This is a genomic window from Klebsiella sp. PK18 (assembly GCF_057784655.1).
Map to the genome: position 1 here is coordinate 2046167 of NZ_CM173493.1, position 19268 is coordinate 2065434.

At 59.5% G+C, this 19268-nt stretch carries 20 protein-coding genes; 13 read left to right on the forward strand and 7 right to left on the reverse strand.

What is annotated here, in order from left to right; genetic code table 11:
- Positions 1-109: 109 nt before the first annotated feature.
- Positions 110-1156 (forward strand): MerR family transcriptional regulator, encoded by a 1047-nt coding sequence (locus AC3EMD_RS09950; protein ID WP_012541336.1) that lies wholly within the window; start codon positions 110-112, stop codon positions 1154-1156.
- On the opposite strand, the gene dauA is transcribed toward AC3EMD_RS09950, so the two are convergent.
- The 4 genes from dauA to lolB all read right to left on the reverse strand — a co-directional run bounded on the left by dauA (position 1157) and on the right by lolB (position 5677).
- Complete coding sequence (gene dauA, locus AC3EMD_RS09955; RefSeq protein ID WP_071787626.1) at positions 1157-2836, reverse strand: C4-dicarboxylic acid transporter DauA; 1680 nt, start codon at positions 2834-2836, stop codon at positions 1157-1159.
- Between the two features lie 250 nt (positions 2837-3086).
- Positions 3087-4034 (reverse strand): ribose-phosphate diphosphokinase, encoded by a 948-nt coding sequence (gene prs / locus AC3EMD_RS09960; protein WP_002910407.1) that lies wholly within the window; start codon positions 4032-4034, stop codon positions 3087-3089.
- A 183-nt stretch (positions 4035-4217) separates the two neighbouring features.
- Entirely contained in the window at positions 4218-5066 is an 849-nt protein-coding gene (gene ispE, locus AC3EMD_RS09965) for a 4-(cytidine 5'-diphospho)-2-C-methyl-D-erythritol kinase (RefSeq protein ID WP_012541338.1), read from the reverse strand.
- Complete coding sequence (lolB, locus tag AC3EMD_RS09970) at positions 5066-5677, reverse strand: lipoprotein insertase outer membrane protein LolB (RefSeq protein WP_008804385.1); 612 nt, start codon at positions 5675-5677, stop codon at positions 5066-5068. The genes ispE and lolB overlap by 1 nt, the downstream gene beginning before the upstream one ends.
- Before the next feature lie 271 nt (positions 5678-5948).
- Between lolB and hemA the strand changes: the two genes are divergently transcribed.
- Genes hemA through kdsA form a run of 6 tightly spaced genes read left to right on the forward strand, consistent with a single transcriptional unit; the run spans position 5949 to position 11280 of the window.
- Entirely contained in the window at positions 5949-7205 is a 1257-nt protein-coding gene (hemA, locus tag AC3EMD_RS09975; protein WP_012541339.1) for a glutamyl-tRNA reductase, read from the forward strand.
- A 42-nt stretch (positions 7206-7247) separates the two neighbouring features.
- Positions 7248-8330 carry a peptide chain release factor 1 gene (prfA, locus tag AC3EMD_RS09980; RefSeq protein ID WP_008804387.1) on the forward strand — a complete coding sequence of 361 codons (1083 nt, stop codon included), beginning with the start codon at positions 7248-7250 and terminating at the stop codon, positions 8328-8330.
- Entirely contained in the window at positions 8330-9178 is an 849-nt protein-coding gene (gene prmC / locus AC3EMD_RS09985; protein WP_032735945.1) for a peptide chain release factor N(5)-glutamine methyltransferase, read from the forward strand. Before prfA ends, prmC begins: the two co-directional genes overlap by 1 nt.
- The gene (sirB2, locus tag AC3EMD_RS09990; protein WP_008804389.1) at positions 9178-9570 is read left to right on the forward strand and encodes an invasion regulator SirB2; all 393 of its coding nucleotides are present in this window, start codon (positions 9178-9180) and stop codon (positions 9568-9570) included. Before prmC ends, sirB2 begins: the two co-directional genes overlap by 1 nt.
- 3 nt (positions 9571-9573) lie before the next feature.
- Complete coding sequence (gene sirB1, locus AC3EMD_RS09995; RefSeq protein ID WP_008804390.1) at positions 9574-10386, forward strand: invasion regulator SirB1; 813 nt, start codon at positions 9574-9576, stop codon at positions 10384-10386.
- 39 nt (positions 10387-10425) lie between these two features.
- The gene (gene kdsA / locus AC3EMD_RS10000; RefSeq protein WP_002910393.1) at positions 10426-11280 is read left to right on the forward strand and encodes a 3-deoxy-8-phosphooctulonate synthase; all 855 of its coding nucleotides are present in this window, start codon (positions 10426-10428) and stop codon (positions 11278-11280) included.
- A gap of 87 nt (positions 11281-11367) precedes the next feature.
- Here kdsA and chaA read toward each other — a convergent pair whose 3' ends face one another.
- Positions 11368-12468: a sodium-potassium/proton antiporter ChaA gene (gene chaA / locus AC3EMD_RS10005; RefSeq protein WP_008804391.1), complete on the reverse strand. Its 1101-nt coding sequence runs from the start codon at positions 12466-12468 to the stop codon at positions 11368-11370.
- Between the two features lie 263 nt (positions 12469-12731).
- Here chaA and chaB point away from each other — a divergent pair, with 263 nt between their 5' ends.
- Together chaB and AC3EMD_RS10015 are read left to right on the forward strand one after the other, a co-directional pair.
- On the forward strand, positions 12732-12962 hold the full coding sequence (gene chaB / locus AC3EMD_RS10010) for a putative cation transport regulator ChaB (RefSeq protein ID WP_008804392.1): 231 nt from the start codon (positions 12732-12734) through the stop codon (positions 12960-12962).
- A 136-nt stretch (positions 12963-13098) separates the two neighbouring features.
- A complete protein-coding gene (locus tag AC3EMD_RS10015; RefSeq protein WP_004203203.1) occupies positions 13099-13779 on the forward strand; it encodes a gamma-glutamylcyclotransferase in 681 nt (226 codons plus the stop codon).
- Positions 13780-13997: 218 nt separating this feature from the next.
- Here AC3EMD_RS10015 and AC3EMD_RS10020 read toward each other — a convergent pair whose 3' ends face one another.
- Together AC3EMD_RS10020 and AC3EMD_RS10025 are read right to left on the reverse strand one after the other, a co-directional pair.
- Positions 13998-14240: a DUF1883 domain-containing protein gene (locus AC3EMD_RS10020; protein ID WP_002910387.1), complete on the reverse strand. Its 243-nt coding sequence runs from the start codon at positions 14238-14240 to the stop codon at positions 13998-14000.
- Between the two features lie 238 nt (positions 14241-14478).
- On the reverse strand, positions 14479-14832 hold the full coding sequence (locus tag AC3EMD_RS10025; RefSeq protein WP_012541343.1) for a DsrE/DsrF/TusD sulfur relay family protein: 354 nt from the start codon (positions 14830-14832) through the stop codon (positions 14479-14481).
- A gap of 68 nt (positions 14833-14900) precedes the next feature.
- Here AC3EMD_RS10025 and nasR point away from each other — a divergent pair, with 68 nt between their 5' ends.
- From nasR to AC3EMD_RS10045, 4 genes are all read left to right on the forward strand, one after another.
- Complete coding sequence (gene nasR, locus AC3EMD_RS10030) at positions 14901-16082, forward strand: nitrate regulatory protein NasR (protein WP_302074058.1); 1182 nt, start codon at positions 14901-14903, stop codon at positions 16080-16082.
- 243 nt (positions 16083-16325) lie between these two features.
- A complete protein-coding gene (locus tag AC3EMD_RS10035; RefSeq protein WP_064142536.1) occupies positions 16326-17582 on the forward strand; it encodes a CmpA/NrtA family ABC transporter substrate-binding protein in 1257 nt (418 codons plus the stop codon).
- A 1-nt stretch (position 17583) separates the two neighbouring features.
- Positions 17584-18468: a nitrate ABC transporter permease gene (gene ntrB, locus AC3EMD_RS10040; RefSeq protein WP_008804396.1), complete on the forward strand. Its 885-nt coding sequence runs from the start codon at positions 17584-17586 to the stop codon at positions 18466-18468.
- A 9-nt stretch (positions 18469-18477) separates the two neighbouring features.
- Positions 18478-19266 carry an ABC transporter ATP-binding protein gene (locus tag AC3EMD_RS10045; RefSeq protein WP_004145418.1) on the forward strand — a complete coding sequence of 263 codons (789 nt, stop codon included), beginning with the start codon at positions 18478-18480 and terminating at the stop codon, positions 19264-19266.
- Positions 19267-19268 lie beyond the last annotated feature (2 nt).

The following is a 19268-nucleotide window of genomic DNA, read 5'->3' on the forward strand; positions in this document are numbered from 1 at the left end:
CCGTGCTGCTAAGGTTGCCACCAAAATGAATAGCTAATGAGGTTTTCGCTTGACCCTGACGTTACGTCAGGCAGCAGAGTAGCGGACCTGGCCACAGAGAGGAGCAGTCATGTTAATTCAGGTGGGAGAGCTGGCGAAGCGCGCCGGAATGACGGTGCGTACGCTGCATCATTATGAACAGACGGGGCTGTTAACGCCTTCGGCCAGAAGCGAGGCGGGCTATCGGCTCTATAACCTGTCCGCGGTTCAGCGCCTGCATATGATAAAGGCGCTGGCGCAGGCCGGGCTGACGCTCGCCACCATCAAGGACTATCTCGATCGGCAAACGCTGTCGCTACCCGAGCTGCTGACGCAGCAGATAGAGACGCTCAACGCCCAATTGCGCGATGTCGGCAGGCTGCGCGACCGGCTGTTGGTGCTGCGCGAGGCGCTGGCGGGCGGCAATGAACCCGATCTGGAGTCCTGGCTACAGACGCTGGAGTTAATGAAAATGTACGATCGTTGGTTTAGTCAACAGGAGTTAGCCGCGCTGCCGTTTGCGGCACAGGATGAACAGCGCGCGCAGGCGTGGCGCGAGCTAACAGAGGAGGTGCAGACGCTGATGGCGAGCGGCTGCCCGACGGACAGTCCGCAGGCGATGAGTCTGGCGACGCGCTGGATGGAGCGCCTGGAGCAGGATACGGCAGGGCGCCCGGAGTTTCTGACCCGCCTGAACGAGATGCATGCCGCCGAGCCGCAAATGGTTGAACAGACCGGCGTCACCCCGGCCATCATCGCCTTTATCACCGAGGCCTTTGCCGAAAGCAAACTGGCCATCTGGGCTCGTTACCTCGACGACGAGGAGATGGCGTTCACCCGCCGACACTATTTCGACCGGCTACAGGAGTGGCCTGCGCTGGTGGCGAAGCTGCATCAGGCGTGCCGGGAGGGCGTAGCGCCGGACTCGGCGTCGGGTCAGGCGCTGGCCCGGGCGTGGCTTGAACTGTTTCAGTCCTATGCCGGTACCCGGCCGCAGACGTTGCAGAAGTTTCGTCGGGCAATGGAGCAGGAGCCGCATTTGATGAAGGGCACCTGGATGACGCCGGCGGTGCTGAGCTGGCTGCAGCAGGCGACCGGAGCCTTGATGCGGCAGGCGCAGGGGCCTGCCGCCGGGTGATCACAGGTCAGCCAGCGCGGCCTGACGATCGGGGTAGAAGCTCAGGCGTCCGGGCAGCGGCTTGACGCCGGCGCGCGCTAACGTGCGCAGCGGCTGAAACTCGAGGTTAGATACGCGCAATTCACAGCCTTCCGGCAGCTTGTTCACAAAGCGCTGGAAGGCATCCAGACCACCGGCGTCGAGAACCGGCACCGCGTCCCATTTCAGCACCACGATGCGCTTGCCGGCGATCCGGGTCTCCAGGTCGTTGAACAAGCCTTCGGCGGCGGCAAAGAACAGCGGCCCAATCACCCGCAGCACCAGCACATCGTCTGGCACCTCGACGTTGACCGGCGCCAGATGGGTCATGCGCGCGATACGGCGCATAAACAACAGCGAGGCCAGCACGATCCCGACGCTGATGGCAATCACCATATCAAACAGCACCGTCAGCGACATGCACATCAGCATCACCACGATGTCGTCTTTCGGTGCGTGGCGCAGCAGGTTGATCACTTTATGCGCCTCGCTCATATTCCATGCCACCATCAGCAGCAGGGCGGCCATCGCCGACAGCGGCAGCCAGGAGAGCAGCGGGGCGAGGATCAGCAGCGCCAGGATCACCAGCAGGGCGTGGATCACGGCGGCAACCGGCGATGTGGCGCCGGCGCGGACGTTCGCCGCCGAGCGGGCAATCGCCGCGGTGGCAGTGATCCCGCCGAAGAACGGCGCAACGATGTTGCCCAGCCCCTGGCCAATCAGCTCGCTATTGGCTTTATGCTTGGTACCGGTCATGCCATCAAGCACCACCGCGCACAGCAGAGACTCAATGGCGCCGAGCATCGCCATGGAGAAGGCGGCAGGCAGCAGAGCCTGCAGCGAGGCCCAGCTCAGGGTAAAGTTTGAACCCGGCATATCCCAGGGGAGTACCAGCTGCGGCAGCAGCTGTGGAATGCCGTTGCCCTGAGTGCCGTCTGCCAGCTGATAGTGGAACTGCGAGCCAATTGTGGCGACATCGCCGCCGAGCAAATTAACCACCAGCATCACCGCGCAGCCGGCCAGCAGCGCCGGAAGGTGGCCCGGCAGACGGATACCCAGCCGCGGCCAGAGGATCAGAGTGCCGAGAGTGACGACGCCGATGGCGGCATCGCCGGGGTTAATCGTTGGCAGGGCCATCGCCAGCGCTGCCACTTTCTGCAGGTAATGCTCCGGCACATGGGGCATCTGCAGGCCGAGGAAGTCTTTAATCTGCATGGTACCGATGGTGATACCGATCCCGGAGGTGAAACCGAGAGTCACCGACAGCGGGATATATTCGATAAGACGGCCAAAGCGCGCCAGACCAAAGAGAATTAAAAAGATCCCCGACATCAGCGTCGCCACCAGTAGCCCCGCCAGACCAAACTGCTGGGAAACCGGATAGAGGATCACCACAAAGGCGGCGGTCGGGCCGGAAACGCTAAAGCGTGACCCGCCGGTTAAGGCGATCACAATCCCTGCCACCGCTGAGGTATAGAGGCCGTACTGCGGCGGCACACCGCTGCCAATCGCCAGCGCCATCGCCAGCGGAATCGCAATGATCCCGACGGTGATCCCGGCGATCAGGTCGCGGGTAAAGCGGGCGGTGGTGTACTTTTCTTTCCAACAAGCGTCGATGAGGGCGCGGAAAGGCATCACATGTGAGGAAAATAATCTGTTCACAATAATGTTTCATCCATGAGCGCATCATCTGTCAACTAAATGGCAGGTGAAGGAGGCATTGGTCATTTCCACGTCATCCTTCGGGATGCCTCTGTGTTGGCTGCGTTCATTTACCCCGGTCACGTACTGCCTGTACGCTCCCGGGGATTCATTCACTTGCCGCCTTGACGCATGCCGAATGATTTTGTGGAAGAATTAAAAATTCAGAGACAAAAAAACCCGCCGCAGCGGGTTTTTATGCTCGGCTCGATTAATGTTCGAACATAGCAGAGATAGATTCTTCATTGCTGATACGGCGAATAGCTTCAGCCAGCATACCGGAGAGCGTCAGAGTACGCACTTTATCCAGCGCTTTAATTTCGGGTGCCAGCGGAATGGTATCGCAAACGACAAATTCATCAATCACAGAGTTTTTGATGTTCTGGATAGCGTTACCGGAGAAGATCGGGTGCGTTGCGTAAGCGAATACGCGTTTCGCGCCACGCTCTTTCAGCGCTTCTGCCGCTTTACACAGGGTGCCGCCGGTGTCGATCATATCGTCGACCATCACGCAGTCACGACCAGCCACGTCGCCGATGATATGCATCACCTGGGAGACGTTGGCGCGCGGACGGCGCTTGTCGATGATAGCCATATCGGTATCATTCAGCAGTTTAGCGATAGCGCGGGCACGCACGACGCCGCCGATGTCCGGAGAAACCACAATCGGGTTGTCCAGGTTCAGCTGCAGCATATCTTCCAGCAGGATTGGGCTGCCGAACACGTTATCAACTGGCACATCGAAGAAGCCCTGGATCTGTTCTGCGTGCAGGTCAACGGTCAGCACGCGGTCAACGCCGACGCTGGACAGGAAATCTGCCACCACTTTCGCGGTGATTGGCACACGAGCAGAACGAACACGACGGTCCTGGCGAGCATAACCGAAGTAAGGGATAACGGCGGTGATACGACCTGCCGAAGCACGACGCAGAGCATCAACCATAACAACCAGTTCCATCAGGTTGTCATTGGTGGGAGCACAAGTGGACTGGATGATGAAAATATCACCACCGCGTACGTTTTCATTGATTTGTACGCTGACTTCGCCGTCGCTAAAACGACCTACAGCGGCGTCGCCAAGAGAAGTGTACAGGCGGTTGGCAATACGTTGTGCTAGTTCCGGGGTGGCGTTACCAGCAAAAAGCTTCATATCAGGCACGAGAAGAACCTCAGGCATGCGTCCAGTGGTGGATGAGTGGGCCAATAATGTGCGGGCTGGCGCCATTCGATCCAGTCGGTGTATTTAAAGAGCACGATGCAACGTCTGGAACAGGGTGACGTTGTCACCGTAACTCAATTTCCCCGGTTGACTCGTTATCGTTGCGCCATCACGGCGCAGGATTCAGAGCAGGGCCTGCTTGAGCGGCGAGAGGTTAACTCCACGCGCTACAAAGCCATTTAGCCATGCCGGGGCAGTGTCCAGCACCTGACGGGCAGCGGATTCGGTGTTAAATTCAGCAAACACACAGGCCCCTGTGCCGGTCAGGCGTGACGGCGCATATTCTAACAGCCAGGAAAGCGCTGCATCAACCTCGCGAAAACGTTTTCTTGCGATAAGCTCGCAATCGTTGCTGAATTCACAATTTAATAACGTATTAATTGACCGGCGCGGGGTATTTCGTGGTAGCTCCGGATCGCGAAAAATGACTGGCGTCGGAATACTGACCCCCGGGTGCGCCACCAGGTACCATTTTTCCTCGGGCTCCACCGGCGTCAGAATTTCGCCGACTCCTTCGGCAAAGGCGGCATGACCGCGCACGAAGACCGGCACATCGGCCCCCAGCTGAAGGCCCAGGGTCGCCAGCTCCTCTTCCGAGAGACCGCAGCCCCAGAGATGGTTGAGCGCCACCAGCACGGTGGCGGCATTGGATGAGCCGCCGCCCAGGCCGCCGCCCATCGGCAGGCGCTTGTCGACACTGATATCGGCGCCGCTACCCGCCGGCAGGCGGTCGCTTTCGCTGGCGGCACGCATCAGCAGACGCGCGGCGCGAACGATCAGGTTCTCCTCGTCCGGCACGCCGGCCACCGGCGTCAGCAGGCGCAGTTGACCGTCAGTTCGCGGTTCGATGGTCAAGGTGTCGCCATAGTCGAGAAACTGAAACAGCGTCTGCAGGGTATGGTAACCATCGGCCCGCTGGCCGGTGATATATAAAAACAGATTCAGTTTTGCAGGAGAGGGCCAGCGGCTCATCATTTCACGATCCAGTTATCCATCTTCAGCTTGATGCGCTGAGCGCCATTGTTCAGCTCGACATTAGACGGCAGGGCTGGCTGGGTATCGCTGGTGTAGCCGCCGTAGGTGACGTGCCAGGTTTTGCCATTTTGCGTGTAGTTGAGTTCACGCAGACGGTACTGATCGTCCAGCGAATAGTCGGTGGCGTCGCCCGGCAGGCCGATGATCCACTGGCGCAGGCTGTTCAGCGGGATCGGCATCCCGGTCAGGCGGCCGATCATCTCTTCGGCATCGGTGGCGGTGTAGGTCTGGCCTTTGTTATCGATCAGCTGCACGCTGCCTGGCTGCGCGGTCAGCGACAGCTCGGTGCTGCCCAGCGGGTTGGTCAGCAGCAGGCGATAGCGGTCCTGGCCGGTCTGTTGCCAGAAGAAGCGAGCATAGACTTTTTGCTCATCGGAAAGATAGGCAAACGCCCCGCGAGTCTGGAACTGGTTGAGGCTGCGAACAGCCTGCTGGTGCTGACGCCACTGCGGCGAATCCGGGCTTTTGCCAGGCCCTTGCGGCGTATGAAGAGAACAGGCGGTGAGGACGAGGCTGGCCAGCGGCAGCAAGCGGAACAGTCGATTCATAATGATGACAAATCCTTGATGTCTACAGGGAAAAACGGCGGCAGGGGAATAGCGGGCCGATTTGTGTAGCAGGTTACATTTATAACCCTTAATGCTAGCGTCGCCGGGCGATAGCGTCTACGTTCAAGTTGTCTGAAATCAAAAAATTAACGTTAATGGCGGTCTTGCTTTGGCTATTACTCCAAAAGGGGAGCCTCTCTTTTATTGATTACGCGCATCCTGTATGATGCACTCAGACTAACCTTAGCAACGCTGGTACTACTCCCTCACAATGACCCTTTTAGCTCTTGGCATCAATCACAAAACAGCGCCGGTCGACCTGCGAGAACGCGTGACGTTTTCGCCGGAAACGCTCGATCAGGCGCTGGAGAGCTTGCTGGCTCAGCCGATGGTGCAGGGTGGGGTAGTGCTGTCGACCTGCAACCGCACGGAACTCTATCTCAGCGTCGAAGAGCAGGACAATCTGCAGGAAGCGCTGATCCGCTGGCTGTGCAACTATCACGGCCTCAACGAAGAAGACCTGCGTAAGAGCCTCTACTGGCACCAGGATAATGACGCCGTCAGCCATCTGATGCGCGTCGCCAGCGGCCTCGATTCGCTGGTGCTGGGCGAGCCGCAGATCCTCGGCCAGGTGAAAAAAGCGTTTGCTGATTCCAGCCGCGGTCATCTGAACGTCAGCGAACTGGAGCGGATGTTCCAGAAGTCGTTCTCGGTGGCAAAGCGTGTGCGTACCGAAACCGATATCGGCGCCAGCGCCGTTTCCGTCGCGTTCGCCGCCTGTACCCTGGCGCGGCAAATCTTTGAATCGCTCTCCAGCGTCACCGTGTTACTGGTCGGCGCCGGTGAAACCATCGAACTGGTGGCGCGCCATCTTCGCGAACATCACGTGCGCAAAATGGTGATTGCCAACCGCACCCGCGAACGCGCCCAGGCGCTTGCGGACGAAGTGGGCGCCGAGGTGATTGCCCTCAGCGATATCGACGAACGGCTGAAAGAGGCCGACATTATTATCAGCTCCACCGCCAGCCCGCTGCCGATCATCGGCAAAGGCATGGTGGAGCGCGCGCTTAAGGCGCGGCGTAACCAGCCGATGCTGCTGGTGGATATCGCCGTTCCGCGCGATGTCGAACCAGAGGTCGGCAAACTGGCCAACGCCTACCTTTACAGCGTCGACGATCTGCAAAACATCATTCAGCATAACCTGGCGCAGCGTAAAGCCGCGGCGGTGCAGGCGGAATCGATCGTCGAGCAGGAGACCAGCGAATTTATGGCCTGGCTGCGCGCGCAGAGCGCCAGCGAGACGATTCGCGAATACCGCTCTCAGTCTGAGCAGGTCCGTGAGGAGCTGACCGCGAAGGCGCTGGCCGCGCTGGAGCAGGGCGGTGATGCCCAGGAAATTATGCAGGATCTGGCCCGCAAGCTGACCAACCGTCTGATCCACGCGCCAACCAAATCTCTTCAGCAGGCCGCCCGTGACGGGGACGACGAACGCCTGCATATTCTGCGCAACAGCCTCGGGCTGGAATAGCGCACCTTTCTCTTATTTTCAGGACAGGGTGAATTCACGCCTATGAAGTCTTCTATTGTTGCCAAACTGGAAGCGTTGTACGAGCGCCATGAAGAAGTGCAGGCGCTGCTCGGCGATGCCGCGACGATTGCCGATCAGGATAAATTCCGCGCGTTGTCGCGGGAATATGCTCAACTGAGCGATGTGGCGCGCTGCTATACCGACTGGCGTCAGGTGCAGGAGGATATCGAAACTGCGCAGATGATGCTCGACGATCCGGAGATGCGCGAAATGGCGCAGGAAGAGCTGCGTGACGCCAAAGAAAAAGGCGACCAGCTGGAGCAACAGCTGCAGGTACTGCTGCTGCCGAAAGATCCCGATGACGAGCGTAACGCTTTCGTGGAAGTGCGCGCCGGAACCGGCGGCGACGAAGCGGCGCTGTTTGCCGGCGATCTGTTCCGCATGTACAGCCGCTACGCCGAATCGCGCCGCTGGCAGGTGGAGATCCTCAGCGCCAACGAAGGTGAACACGGCGGATTCAAAGAGGTGATCGCCAAATTCAGCGGCGACGGCGTTTACGGTCGGCTGAAATTTGAATCCGGCGGCCATCGCGTGCAGCGTGTGCCGGCCACCGAATCGCAGGGGCGTATTCATACCTCCGCCTGCACCGTGGCGGTGATGCCGGAGCTGCCGGAAGCCGAAATGCCGGACATTAACCCGGCGGATCTGCGCATCGATACTTTCCGCTCCTCCGGCGCGGGCGGTCAGCACGTCAACACCACCGACTCAGCTATCCGTATTACTCACCTGCCGACCGGCATCGTGGTGGAGTGTCAGGACGAACGTTCCCAGCATAAAAACAAAGCCAAGGCGTTGTCAGTGCTGGGGGCGCGTATCCGCGCCGCCGAAGTGGCCAAGCGTCAGCAGGCGGAAGCCTCCACGCGCCGTAACCTGCTGGGCAGCGGCGATCGTAGCGACCGTAACCGCACTTACAATTTCCCACAGGGGCGCGTGACCGACCACCGCATCAACCTGACGCTTTATCGTCTGGATGAAACCATGGAAGGCAAACTCGATATGCTGATTGAGCCAATTGTTCAGGAATATCAGGCCGATCAGCTGGCGGCGCTGTCCGAGCAGGAATGATGACCTTTCAGGCCTGGCTGCAGCAGGCGATCGCCCGGCTGCGTGAAAGCGACAGCCCGCGACGCGATGCCGAGATCCTGCTGGGACATGTTACCGGCCGGGCGCGCACCTGGATTTTGGCCTTCGGCGAAACGACGCTGTCCGCTGACGAGGCGACGACGCTGGAGGCGCTCCTGCAGCGACGTCAGCGCGGAGAACCCATTGCCCACCTGGTTGGGCAGCGTGAGTTCTGGTCGCTGCCGCTGTTCGTCTCCCCGGCGACGCTGATCCCCCGACCGGATACCGAGTGTCTGGTGGAGCAGGCGCTGGCGCGACTGCCTGCCGCGCCGTGCCGTATTCTCGACCTCGGCACCGGGACCGGCGCCATTGCTCTGGCGCTGGCCAGCGAGCGTCCGGATTGCGAGGTCACCGCGGTGGATGTGATGCCGGACGCCGTGGCGCTGGCATTGCGCAATGCCGCTCATCTGGACATCGCTAACGTGACGATACGGCAAAGCGACTGGTTTAGCGCGCTGGCCGGGCAGCGTTTTGCCATGATCGTCAGTAATCCACCCTATATCGACGCCGCCGACCCGCATCTCGCCGAGGGCGATGTGCGCTTTGAGCCGTTGACGGCGCTGGTTGCTGCCGATCAGGGGCTGGCGGATCTGGCGCAGATTATCCGCGAGGGACGGCAGTATCTGCTGCCCGGCGGCTGGATGCTGCTGGAGCATGGCTGGACCCAGGGCGAGGCGGTTCGCGCCCTGTTCCGCGAAGCGGGCTATCTCGACGTCGCGACCTGTCGCGACTATGGCGACAATGAACGTCTGACTCTCGGACGTTTACCCGACATGGAGAACGTTGGCTGATGAACTTATTCACGGCTGTCCTCTACCTGCACATCGCCAGCGTGGTGGTGTCGGTAGGATTGTTCGTTTTACGTTACTGGTGGATGTATCATCAGAGCCCGCTGCTGAACCAGCGGTGGGTGCGAATTGCGCCGCACTGCAGCGATACGCTGCTGTTTCTCAGCGGTGCGGGTTTAATGGCGATAACGCACTACCTGCCGTTCACCGAAGACGGCGCATGGCTGACTGAAAAGCTGTTTGGCGTTATCATTTACATCGCATTAGGTTTTATCGCGCTGGGCCGCCGTCGTCCGCGCAGCCAGCAGAGCCGTTTTATCGCGTTCCTGCTGGCGCTGGTGGTGTTGTTTATTATCATTCAACTCGCCATCACAAGAATACCGATACTGGGGTAGGGCATGGGGTCATTAGCGGATTTCGAATTTAACAAAGCGCCATTGTGTGATGGCATGGTCCTCATTTCTGAACAGGTCCGCGACGATTTTCCGTCGCGTTTTGTCGAGGAAGAGCTGCAGCGGCTGCTGCGCCTCGCGCAGGAGGAGATTGCGCCGTCGTGGGACCAGGAGCGCCAGATAGAACGCCTGCTGGCGCTGTTTTACGACGAGTGGGGCTTTGGCGCTTCGCAGGGCATTTATCGTCTTTCCGACGCGTTATGGCTGGATAAAGTGCTGGTCAACCGTCAGGGGAGCGCGGTGTCGTTAGGCGCGATCCTGCTGTGGATCGCCCAGCGCCTGGCGCTGCCGGTGGTGCCGGTGATCTTCCCGACCCAAATGCTGTTGCGTGCGGATCCGGAAACCAGCGAAGAGATGTGGCTGATTAATCCGTTTAACGGCGAGACCCTCGACGAACATACCCTGGAGGTATGGCTGAAGGGCAACATCGGGCCGGTGGCGGAACTGTTTAATGAAGATCTCGACGAAGCGGATAACGCCGAGGTGATCCGCAAGCTGCTGGACACCCTGAAGTCGGCGCTGATGGAAGAGCGGCAGATGGAGCTGGCTCTGCGCGCCAGCGAAGCGCTGCTGCAGTTTAACCCGGAAGATCCGTATGAGATCCGCGACCGCGGGCTGATATACGCCCAGCTGGACTGCGATCACGTGGCGCTGTTGGATCTGAGCTATTTCGTTGAGCAGTGCCCGGAGGATCCGATCAGTGAGATGATCCGCGCGCAGATCAACACGATTTCGCACAAACAAATTACATTGCATTAGTCTGGAACCATTCCGGTTACACCCTGATAAGGCGAACTTATGAAACAAAAAGTGGTTAGCATTGGTGATATCAACGTAGCAAACGACCTGCCGTTCGTGCTGTTCGGCGGGATGAACGTGCTGGAGTCGCGCGACCTGGCGATGCGCATCTGCGAACATTACGTCACCGTTACGCAGAAGCTTGGCATCCCCTACGTCTTCAAAGCCTCCTTTGATAAAGCCAACCGTTCCTCCATCCACTCCTATCGTGGTCCGGGTCTGGAAGAAGGGATGAAGATTTTCCAGGAGCTGAAGCAGACCTTTGGCGTGAAAATCATCACCGACGTTCATGAAGCCAGCCAGGCGCAGCCGGTGGCTGACGTGGTGGACGTGATCCAGCTTCCGGCCTTCCTCGCGCGCCAGACTGACCTGGTGGAAGCGATGGCCAAAACCGGGGCGGTGATCAACGTCAAGAAGCCGCAGTTCGTCAGCCCGGGTCAGATGGGCAATATCGTCGATAAGTTTATCGAAGGCGGTAACGACAAAGTGATCCTCTGCGACCGCGGCGCTAACTTCGGTTACGACAACCTGGTCGTGGATATGCTCGGCTTCGGCGTGATGAAGAAAGCCTCCAACAACTCGCCGGTTATCTTCGACGTCACCCACGCGCTGCAGTGCCGCGACCCGTTTGGCGCCGCTTCCGGCGGTCGTCGTGCGCAGGTGAGCGAGCTGGCCCGCGCCGGTATGGCGGTGGGTATCGCCGGTCTGTTTATCGAAGCGCATCCGGATCCGGACCACGCGAAATGCGACGGCCCGTCCGCGCTGCCGCTGGATAAACTGGAGCCGTTCCTCAAGCAGATGAAAGCGATTGACGATCTGGTGAAAAGCTTCGACGAGCTGGATACCAGCAAGTAAGCCTGACCGCATCACTGAAAAAGCCTGCCGGTGTTAACACCGGCAGGCTTTTTTTTCGCCCGGACTCCGCCGGGCGGGTAAGCGGGGTCAGGCGAAAATGGTCATCAGATAGGCGGCGAACAGCGCCAGGTGGGCCGCGCCGTTCAGCACATTGGTGCGCCCGGTGGAGAAGGAGATATGGCACAGCACCAGCGAAGCGACCATCACCACCATCTCCGGGGCGCCAAGGCCAAAGCGCAGCTCATTGCCGGTCAGGAAGGCGATGAGGGTGACCACCGGGACCGTCAGCGAGATGGTGGCCAGTACGGAGCCGAAAAACAGGTTCATCGCCCGCTGTACCTGATTGTTGAGCACCGCTTTGAGGGCGCCAAGGCCTTCCGGCGACAGGATCAGCAGGGCCACCAGGAAGCCGGTAAAGGCCACCGGGGCGTTCATGCTGGTCAACAGTGTTTCCAGCGGATTGGCGTTCATTTTGGTGACCGCGATCACTGCCACCAGGTGCACCAGCAGCCAGGCGGTATGCCACCCGCTGCTGTGGGCAGACGGTTTACCGTGGTGCGGGTCGTCATCGTCGCTGTCGTCTTCATGCTCATAAACAAACAGACTCTGATGGGTTTTGGTTTGAATCAGCAGGAAAACGCCGTACATGGCCGCCGAGATCACCGCCACCAGCAGCGATTGCCCGGTGCTGAAGTTTGCGCCCGGCAGCGCCATCGGAAACACCAGCACGATAATCGCCAGCGGAAACAGGGCGATAAGATACTGCTTAATGCCGAACAGATTCATATATTGGGTGGCAAATTTACGCCCGCCCAGCAGCAGAGAGAAACCGACCAGACCGCCGGTGACGATCATAATAATGGAGTAGAGCGTATCACGCATCAGGGTCGGCGCGGCGTCGCCGGTGGCCATTAAGGCGGAGATCAGACTGACCTCAAGGATAACCACCGACAGACTGAGAATCAGTGAGCCATAGGGTTCGCCCAGGCGGTGGGCGAGGACGTCGGCGTGGCGGACCACGCTGAAGGCGCTGCTTAAAATACCGACCAGCGCGAGGATATTAATTGCGATAACCACTGGCAGTGACTGGCTGCTGCCCCAGAAAAACAGCACCGCCAGCGCCAGCACCGGAAAGACGAGGGAAGACTCCTTATGGCGGGTTTTTACCGCCTCATGTGCATGGGTCATGAACCATCTCCATTTATGCAGGTGTTATAATTATAAAAACGTAGGGCGGTAAAGTAACAGATTTTGATAAATTACCGCTGGTTTTTTACTTAAATTTACGGGTATCGAGTGATATCTTGATTAGTTTATTATAATTTATGTTTACCACTATTTAGTTCTTACTATTCAGATAATTACTAAAATAATTTTTCTACTCATTTTGACCTTGATAGCCAGCCGCTTGCGTACCAGACTTAAATTTAATGCTCAAACAGGAGGTCAGTATGCCCTATCGCAATAAACAAGAACTCCCCGACAGCGTTCAGCATGTTCTGCCTGCTCATGCGCAGGAAATTTATAAAGAAGCGTTTAACAGCGCCTGGGATCAATATAAAGATAAAGATGAGCGGCGCGATGACGCCAGCCGCGAAGAGACGGCGCACAAAGTCGCCTGGGCGGCGGTGAAGAACAGCTACGAGAAAGGCGATGATGATAAGTGGCATAAGAAAAAATAATTGCTGACGCCGCTTTTATGCTTGCCAGCGCCCCGCTGATTGCTTATTGAAGGATAAAGCTGGATAATATTTCAGCAATATTGACGGATGCATGAGACGAACGCCGGGAAGCGGGCAGTGGCGGAGGTAGTAAACAGTGTTAACTCGTGATTTCTTAATGAATGCGGATTGTAAGACAGCGTTTGGCGCTATTGAGGAATCGCTACTCTGGTCGGCAGAACAACGTGCAGCCTCGCTGGCGGCGACGCTGGCCTGTCGCCCGGATGATGGCTCAGTATGGATCTTTGGCTACGGTTCGCTTATCTGGAACCCGGCGCTCAATTATCGCGAGTCCTGCACCGGTACGCTGCCGGGCTGGCATCGTGCGTTTTGCCTGCGGTTGACCGCCGGGCGCGGTAGCGCCTGCCAGCCGGGCCGCATGCTGGCTCTCAAAGAGGGCGGCCGAACCACCGGCGTCGCCTATCGTTTGCCTGACGACACGCTGGAAGAAGAACTGACCCTGCTGTGGAAGCGGGAGATGATCACCGGCTGCTATCTGCCCACCTGGTGCAAGCTGGAACTGGACGACGGACGGACGGTGAATGCCCTGGTGTTTATTATGGATCCGCGCCATCCACTGTTTGAACCGGATACCAGCGCCCAGGTTATCGCCCCGCTGATCGCTCGAGCCAGCGGGCCGCTCGGCACCAACGCCCAGTATCTGTTTTCGCTCGAGCAGGCGCTAAGCAAGCTGGGGATGCACGACGCCAGTCTCGATGACCTGGTGGCCAGCGTACGCGCGCTGTTGGGCGAGAGTCCGACGCCGGGCCTGGCCTGAGCGCGCGCAAAAGAAAAACGCCCGGCATGGCCGGGCGTCCGATTGCTGACCAGTAAGGAAAAAGCGTGGTTTTTCCTTACTGGTGGTTATCAGCCGAAAATCAATAAATTGATTTTCCCTGTTATTTTTCTGGTGCAATCTGCAAGTACAATGATTGCATGAGGTTTGTCATGAATCTCACGCCCGGCACGGCCGGGCGTGTGTTCTGATAGTAACTGTCAGGCCGGAACGTAGCTGATGGAGTGCTCCAGTGACTGGCTGTGACTGTCGATAAGCACGTTCCAGGTGCCGCTGTAGGGCACCGTCAGATAGGCGCTATCCCGATCCTGCACGCTCAGAATATCCGCATGGCTATCGCCCGGGACCTTCGCGCTCATTAGATGAATATGGCAGCGCTCTGAACACCGCACCACCAGTGTGTCACCACCAAATAACGTCAAACTTGCTTTAACCATCGCCATTTTTGTACCCCGTTTCTGTCCCGCTACAGCATCCTGCCCACCCAGTCCTCGCGTGATATTGTTCACACTTTGCTCTGTGCATCACACCAAACGGCGCGGGCCGGGATGCTGATTTTGATCAAAAAAAGGGATAAAGATTAAACAAAAATGACGTTGTTCCTGAAAGCATTCAGCTAACGTTTTTTTTGTCTCTTCAAGCGCCAATACGTGACATTTCATCCCGTTCGACGGCCTACATTCAGAAGGTCAGCACTTTATCTGCCGCCAGCGTCCACTGGGCCAGCTCAACCAGAGTACCGACCTCCACGCCGTCAATCAGCGGTAGCGCGCTGACGCCGCGGCCGTCCGCGCAGGTTTTGCACAACTTCACCGGCACCTGCTGGGCGGTGAGGATCTCCAGCATCTGCTGCACATTGTATCCTTCCGCCGGCTTCTGCCCGCGCAGCCCGGCGGTGACGGCGTCGGACATCAGAAACAGCTTGAGATCGAGGTCGGACTGTTGCTCGCGCAGGGCAATGGCCAGGCGCAGGCTGTTGAACAGGGATTCGCTGCCATAGGCGGCGCCGTTGGCGATAATCACAATACGTTGCATACAAACTCCTTCTTAAAGGCACGGTTATTGCTTTACCGCAGTATAAAGCGTTAACCCGGAGGAGGGGTATGAATAATACGACTGGTCACGCGCACGATGAGACGGCCTGGCTGCAGCTGGCGCGTCGCCTGCAAAAACAACAGCTTCAGCAGCTTAGCCAACTGGGAGAACTGGCCAGCCAGCTCAGCGCGCTGGTGCATATGCTGCAGTGTGAGCGCGGGGCATCGAATATTTTTCTTTGCTCGGGCGGCCAACTGTATGCGGCGGAGTGTCGGGCGGGCGGGGCGCTGGTTGATGAGCGGTTAGCGCTGTTCTATGCCAGCCTCGAACGGGCACGTACGGTCGCCGGCAGCGCGCTGTGCTGGCGCATTGCCAAGGCGGTTGGCGATCTGCTGCAGCTTCCGGCGCTGCGTGAGCAGATCGCCCGCCGGCAGATTGCCGCGGAAGCCGCGACGGAGCAGTTCAGCCGTGTCATCCGCCATCTGCTGAACATCGTCCCGCAGCTCAATGACAGCATTGACGATCCGCCGGTGGCCGGCCGCATGGTCGCGCTGTACAGCTTTATGCAGGGTAAAGAGCTGGTGGGTCAGGAGCGCGCGCTGGGCGCTCTGGGCTTTACCCGCGGCGAGTTCAGCGACAGCCTGCGCCAGCAACTGGTGGACCGTATTGACGGTCAGCAGCCCTGCTTCGATAGCTTTCAGGCGCTGGGCAGCCCGGCGACCGTCCAGCTGTTTATCACCCAATGCCAGGCCGGCCTGGACATTGAGCAGCTGCGGCGGATCGCCTGCACCCGCCAGCCGGCCGCCGACGGCGGGGAAACGGCGCTGCGCTGGTTTGGCCTGCAAACCCAGCGGCTTGAACACCTGCGCGAAGTGGAAGAGCAATTGATCGACGATCTACTGAACGCCACCGACACGCTGTTAGTGGACGACGCGCCTGGCTGGCTGCCCGGCGAGGAAGTCGATACCCTGACGCCGCATCTGGATAAACAGCTGCTGCCGCTGGTGCGCCAGCAGGCCTATGAGCTACAGCAGCTCTCCAGCCAGCTGGCCTCGCTGAAAGACGCGCTCGAAGAACGCAAGCTGATAGAAAAAGCGAAAAGCCTGCTGATGACGCACCAGGGAATGCAGGAGGAGCAGGCCTGGCAGACGCTGCGCAAGATGGCCATGGACAAAAACCAGCGCATGGTTGAGATAGCCCGCGCGCTGCTGATGGTGAAGGCGATTTGGCCGCTAACACCAAAGGAGTAGATGCACAATCGATGGGCATTCTTTGCCTGCCGGCGGTGCACTTTTACGTGAAAAACCGGCCAACGTTGGGAAAAAGCCCGCCAGCGCGCCATTGCCAAAGCTGGCATCCCGTTTGCATTACTTATTGAGTGAATAAAAGTCCGGACAACGAACCAATGGCGGTTCGGGTGTCCGTGGATAAAGGCGTCCTGCAGTGCGTATGCACTGTCGGACGCTTTTTTTTTTGCGCGTGGTGGAGCGGATATGAGCGACAAGTTTTCAATTTCCCGGCGGCGCTTGCTGCAGGCAGGGGCCGCGCTGGGCGGCGCGATGCTGCTGCCGGGGGTGATGCAGGCCGCATGGGCCGGCGGATCGGACAAACCGGAGCAAACCCGCGTGCGGGTCGGATTTATTCCGCTGACCGATTGCGCGCCGCTGGCTATCGCCGCGGCGAAGGGGTTTGACAAAAAGTATGGCATCACCCTGGTGGCGAGTAAGGAAGCCAGCTGGGCGGCGGTGCGCGACAAGCTGGTGGCCGGCGAGCTGGACGCGGCGCATATTCTCTACGGCCTGCTGTACGGTCTTGAACTGGGGATCGCCAGCAAGCCGCAGGCGATGGCTAATCTGATGACCCTCAACCGCAATGGTCAGGCCATCACCCTCTCCAGCGAACTGCAGGAGAAAGGGGTAACCGACCTCGGCGGGCTGAAACGGCTGATCGACCGCAGCGCGCCGGGCAGCTACACCTTCGCCCATACCTTTCCCACCGGCACCCATGCCATGTGGCTCTACTACTGGCTGGCGAGCGCCGGCATCGATCCCTTTAACGATGTGCGCACCGTCGTGGTGCCGCCGCCGCAGATGGTGATGAACATGCGCATCGGCAATATGAGCGGCTTTTGCGTCGGCGAGCCGTGGAACGCGCGCGCCATTAACGACCGCATTGGCTTCACCGCGGCCACTTCCCAGGATATCTGGCCCGAGCATCCGGAAAAGGTGCTGGGCACCCGTCGCGACTGGGTGGAACGTAACCCGAACACCGCCCGCGCGCTGGTGGCGGCCCTGATGGAGGCGCAGCGCTGGATCGCCGCCTCGCCGGAGAACACTCAGGAGACGGCCCGCCTGCTCGCCAGACGCGGCTGGCTCAATACCAAGGAACAGTACCTCACCGGCCGGATGCTTGGGGAGTATGACAACGGTCTCGGCCGCCGCTGGCAGGATGCCCATCCGATGCGCTTCTGGGCCGGGGGCGAGGTGAGTTTCCCCTGGCTGTCGGACGGAATGTGGTTCCTCACCCAGTTCCGCCGCTGGGGGTTGCTGAAGCAGGCTCCGGATTACCTCGCGGTGGCGTCGCGCATTAACCGCATCGACGTCTGGCAGGCTGCCGCCCAGGCGGTCGGCGGGATCAGCGCCCCGGCAGCCACGATGCGCAGCAGCACACTGATGGACGGTACGGTCTGGAACGGGTCTGACCCGGAAGGCTACGCCCGCCATTTTGCTATTCAACGTAAGGGGGCATGAGATGAAGCAGGCACAACGTAAGCAACCGGTCGTCAGCGTGGAGAACGCGCCTGGCGAAGTGATTATCCTGCCGCCGGTGCAGGTCCGGCGCACCACGCCAACCGTCACGCGCTGGCTGCGTGAGCTCATTCAGCGCCTGCTGCCCCCGCTGTTGGGGTTGGGGGTGCTGCTGCTGGCCTGGCAGCTGGCGGCGATGCACAGCAAAGGTTTTCCCACGCCGCTGAGCACGCTGGACTCGGCGCTGACGCTGTTTGCCGATCCGTTCTATCAGGACGGGCCCAATGACATGGGCATCGGCTGGAACGTGCTGGCCTCCCTGCAGCGCGTGGCGGTGGGCTTCGGCCTGGCGGCGCTGGCGGGCATTCCGCTGGGGTTTTTGATCGGCCGTTCGTTGTTCTTCGCCCGCATGTTTAATCCGCTGATTGCCCTGCTGCGCCCGGTCAGCCCGCTGGCCTGGCTGCCGATTGGCCTGCTGCTGTTCCAGAAGGCGGAGCCGGCCTCCAGCTGGACCATTTTTATCTGCTCCATCTGGCCGATGGTGATCAACACCGCGGAAGGCGTGCGGCGGATCCCGCAGGACTATCTCAACGTCGCCCGCGTCCTCCAGCTCTCGGAGTGGACGGTGATGCGCAAAATTCTCTTTCCGGCGGTGCTGCCGGCGGTGCTCACCGGCGTGCGTCTCTCCATCGGCATCGCCTGGCTGGTGATCGTGGCGGCGGAAATGCTCACCGGCGGGCTGGGGATCGGCTTCTGGATCTGGAACGAGTGGAACAACCTCAATGTGGAAAACATCATCATCGCCATCGTCATTATCGGCGTCGTCGGCCTGCTGCTGGAGCAGGGTCTGATGCTGCTCGCCCGCCGCTTTAGCTGGCAGGACAAATAAGGAGCCAACATGAAACCATTAATTCAGGTACAGGCCGTCAGCCAGCGCTTTAACACCGCCAGCGGCGAGTTCCTGGCGCTGCAGAATGTCTCCTTCGATATCGTCGAAGGGGAGACCATCAGTCTGATCGGCCACTCGGGCTGCGGAAAATCGACCCTGCTGAATCTGATCGCCGGGATCACGACGCCCACCGAGGGCGGACTGCTGTGTGATAACCGGGAAATCGCCGGGCCCGGGCCGGAGCGGGCGGTGGTTTTCCAGAACCACTCGCTGCTGCCGTGGCTGAGCTGTTTCGATAATGTGGCGCTGGCGGTGGATCAGGTGTTCCGTCGCACCATGAGCAAGAGTGAGCGCCGGGAGTGGATCGAACACAACCTGGCGCGCGTGCAGATGGGGCATGCGCTGCACAAACGTCCCGGGGAGATCTCCGGCGGTATGAAGCAGCGGGTAGGTATCGCCCGGGCGCTGGCGATGAAGCCGAAGGTGCTGTTGCTTGATGAGCCCTTCGGCGCCCTGGATGCGCTGACCCGCGCCCACCTCCAGGACACGGTGATGCATATCCAGCAGGAGCTTAATACCACCATCGTCATGATCACCCACGACGTTGATGAAGCGGTGCTGCTCTCGGATCGGGTGCTGATGATGACCAACGGTCCGGCGGCGACGGTCGGTGAGATCCTCGCGGTCGATCTGCCGCGTCCGCGTCACCGCGTTCAGCTGGCGGACGACAGCCGGTATCACCATCTGCGCCAGCAGATCCTGCATTTTTTGTATGAAAAACAGCCGAAAGCGGCGTAAGG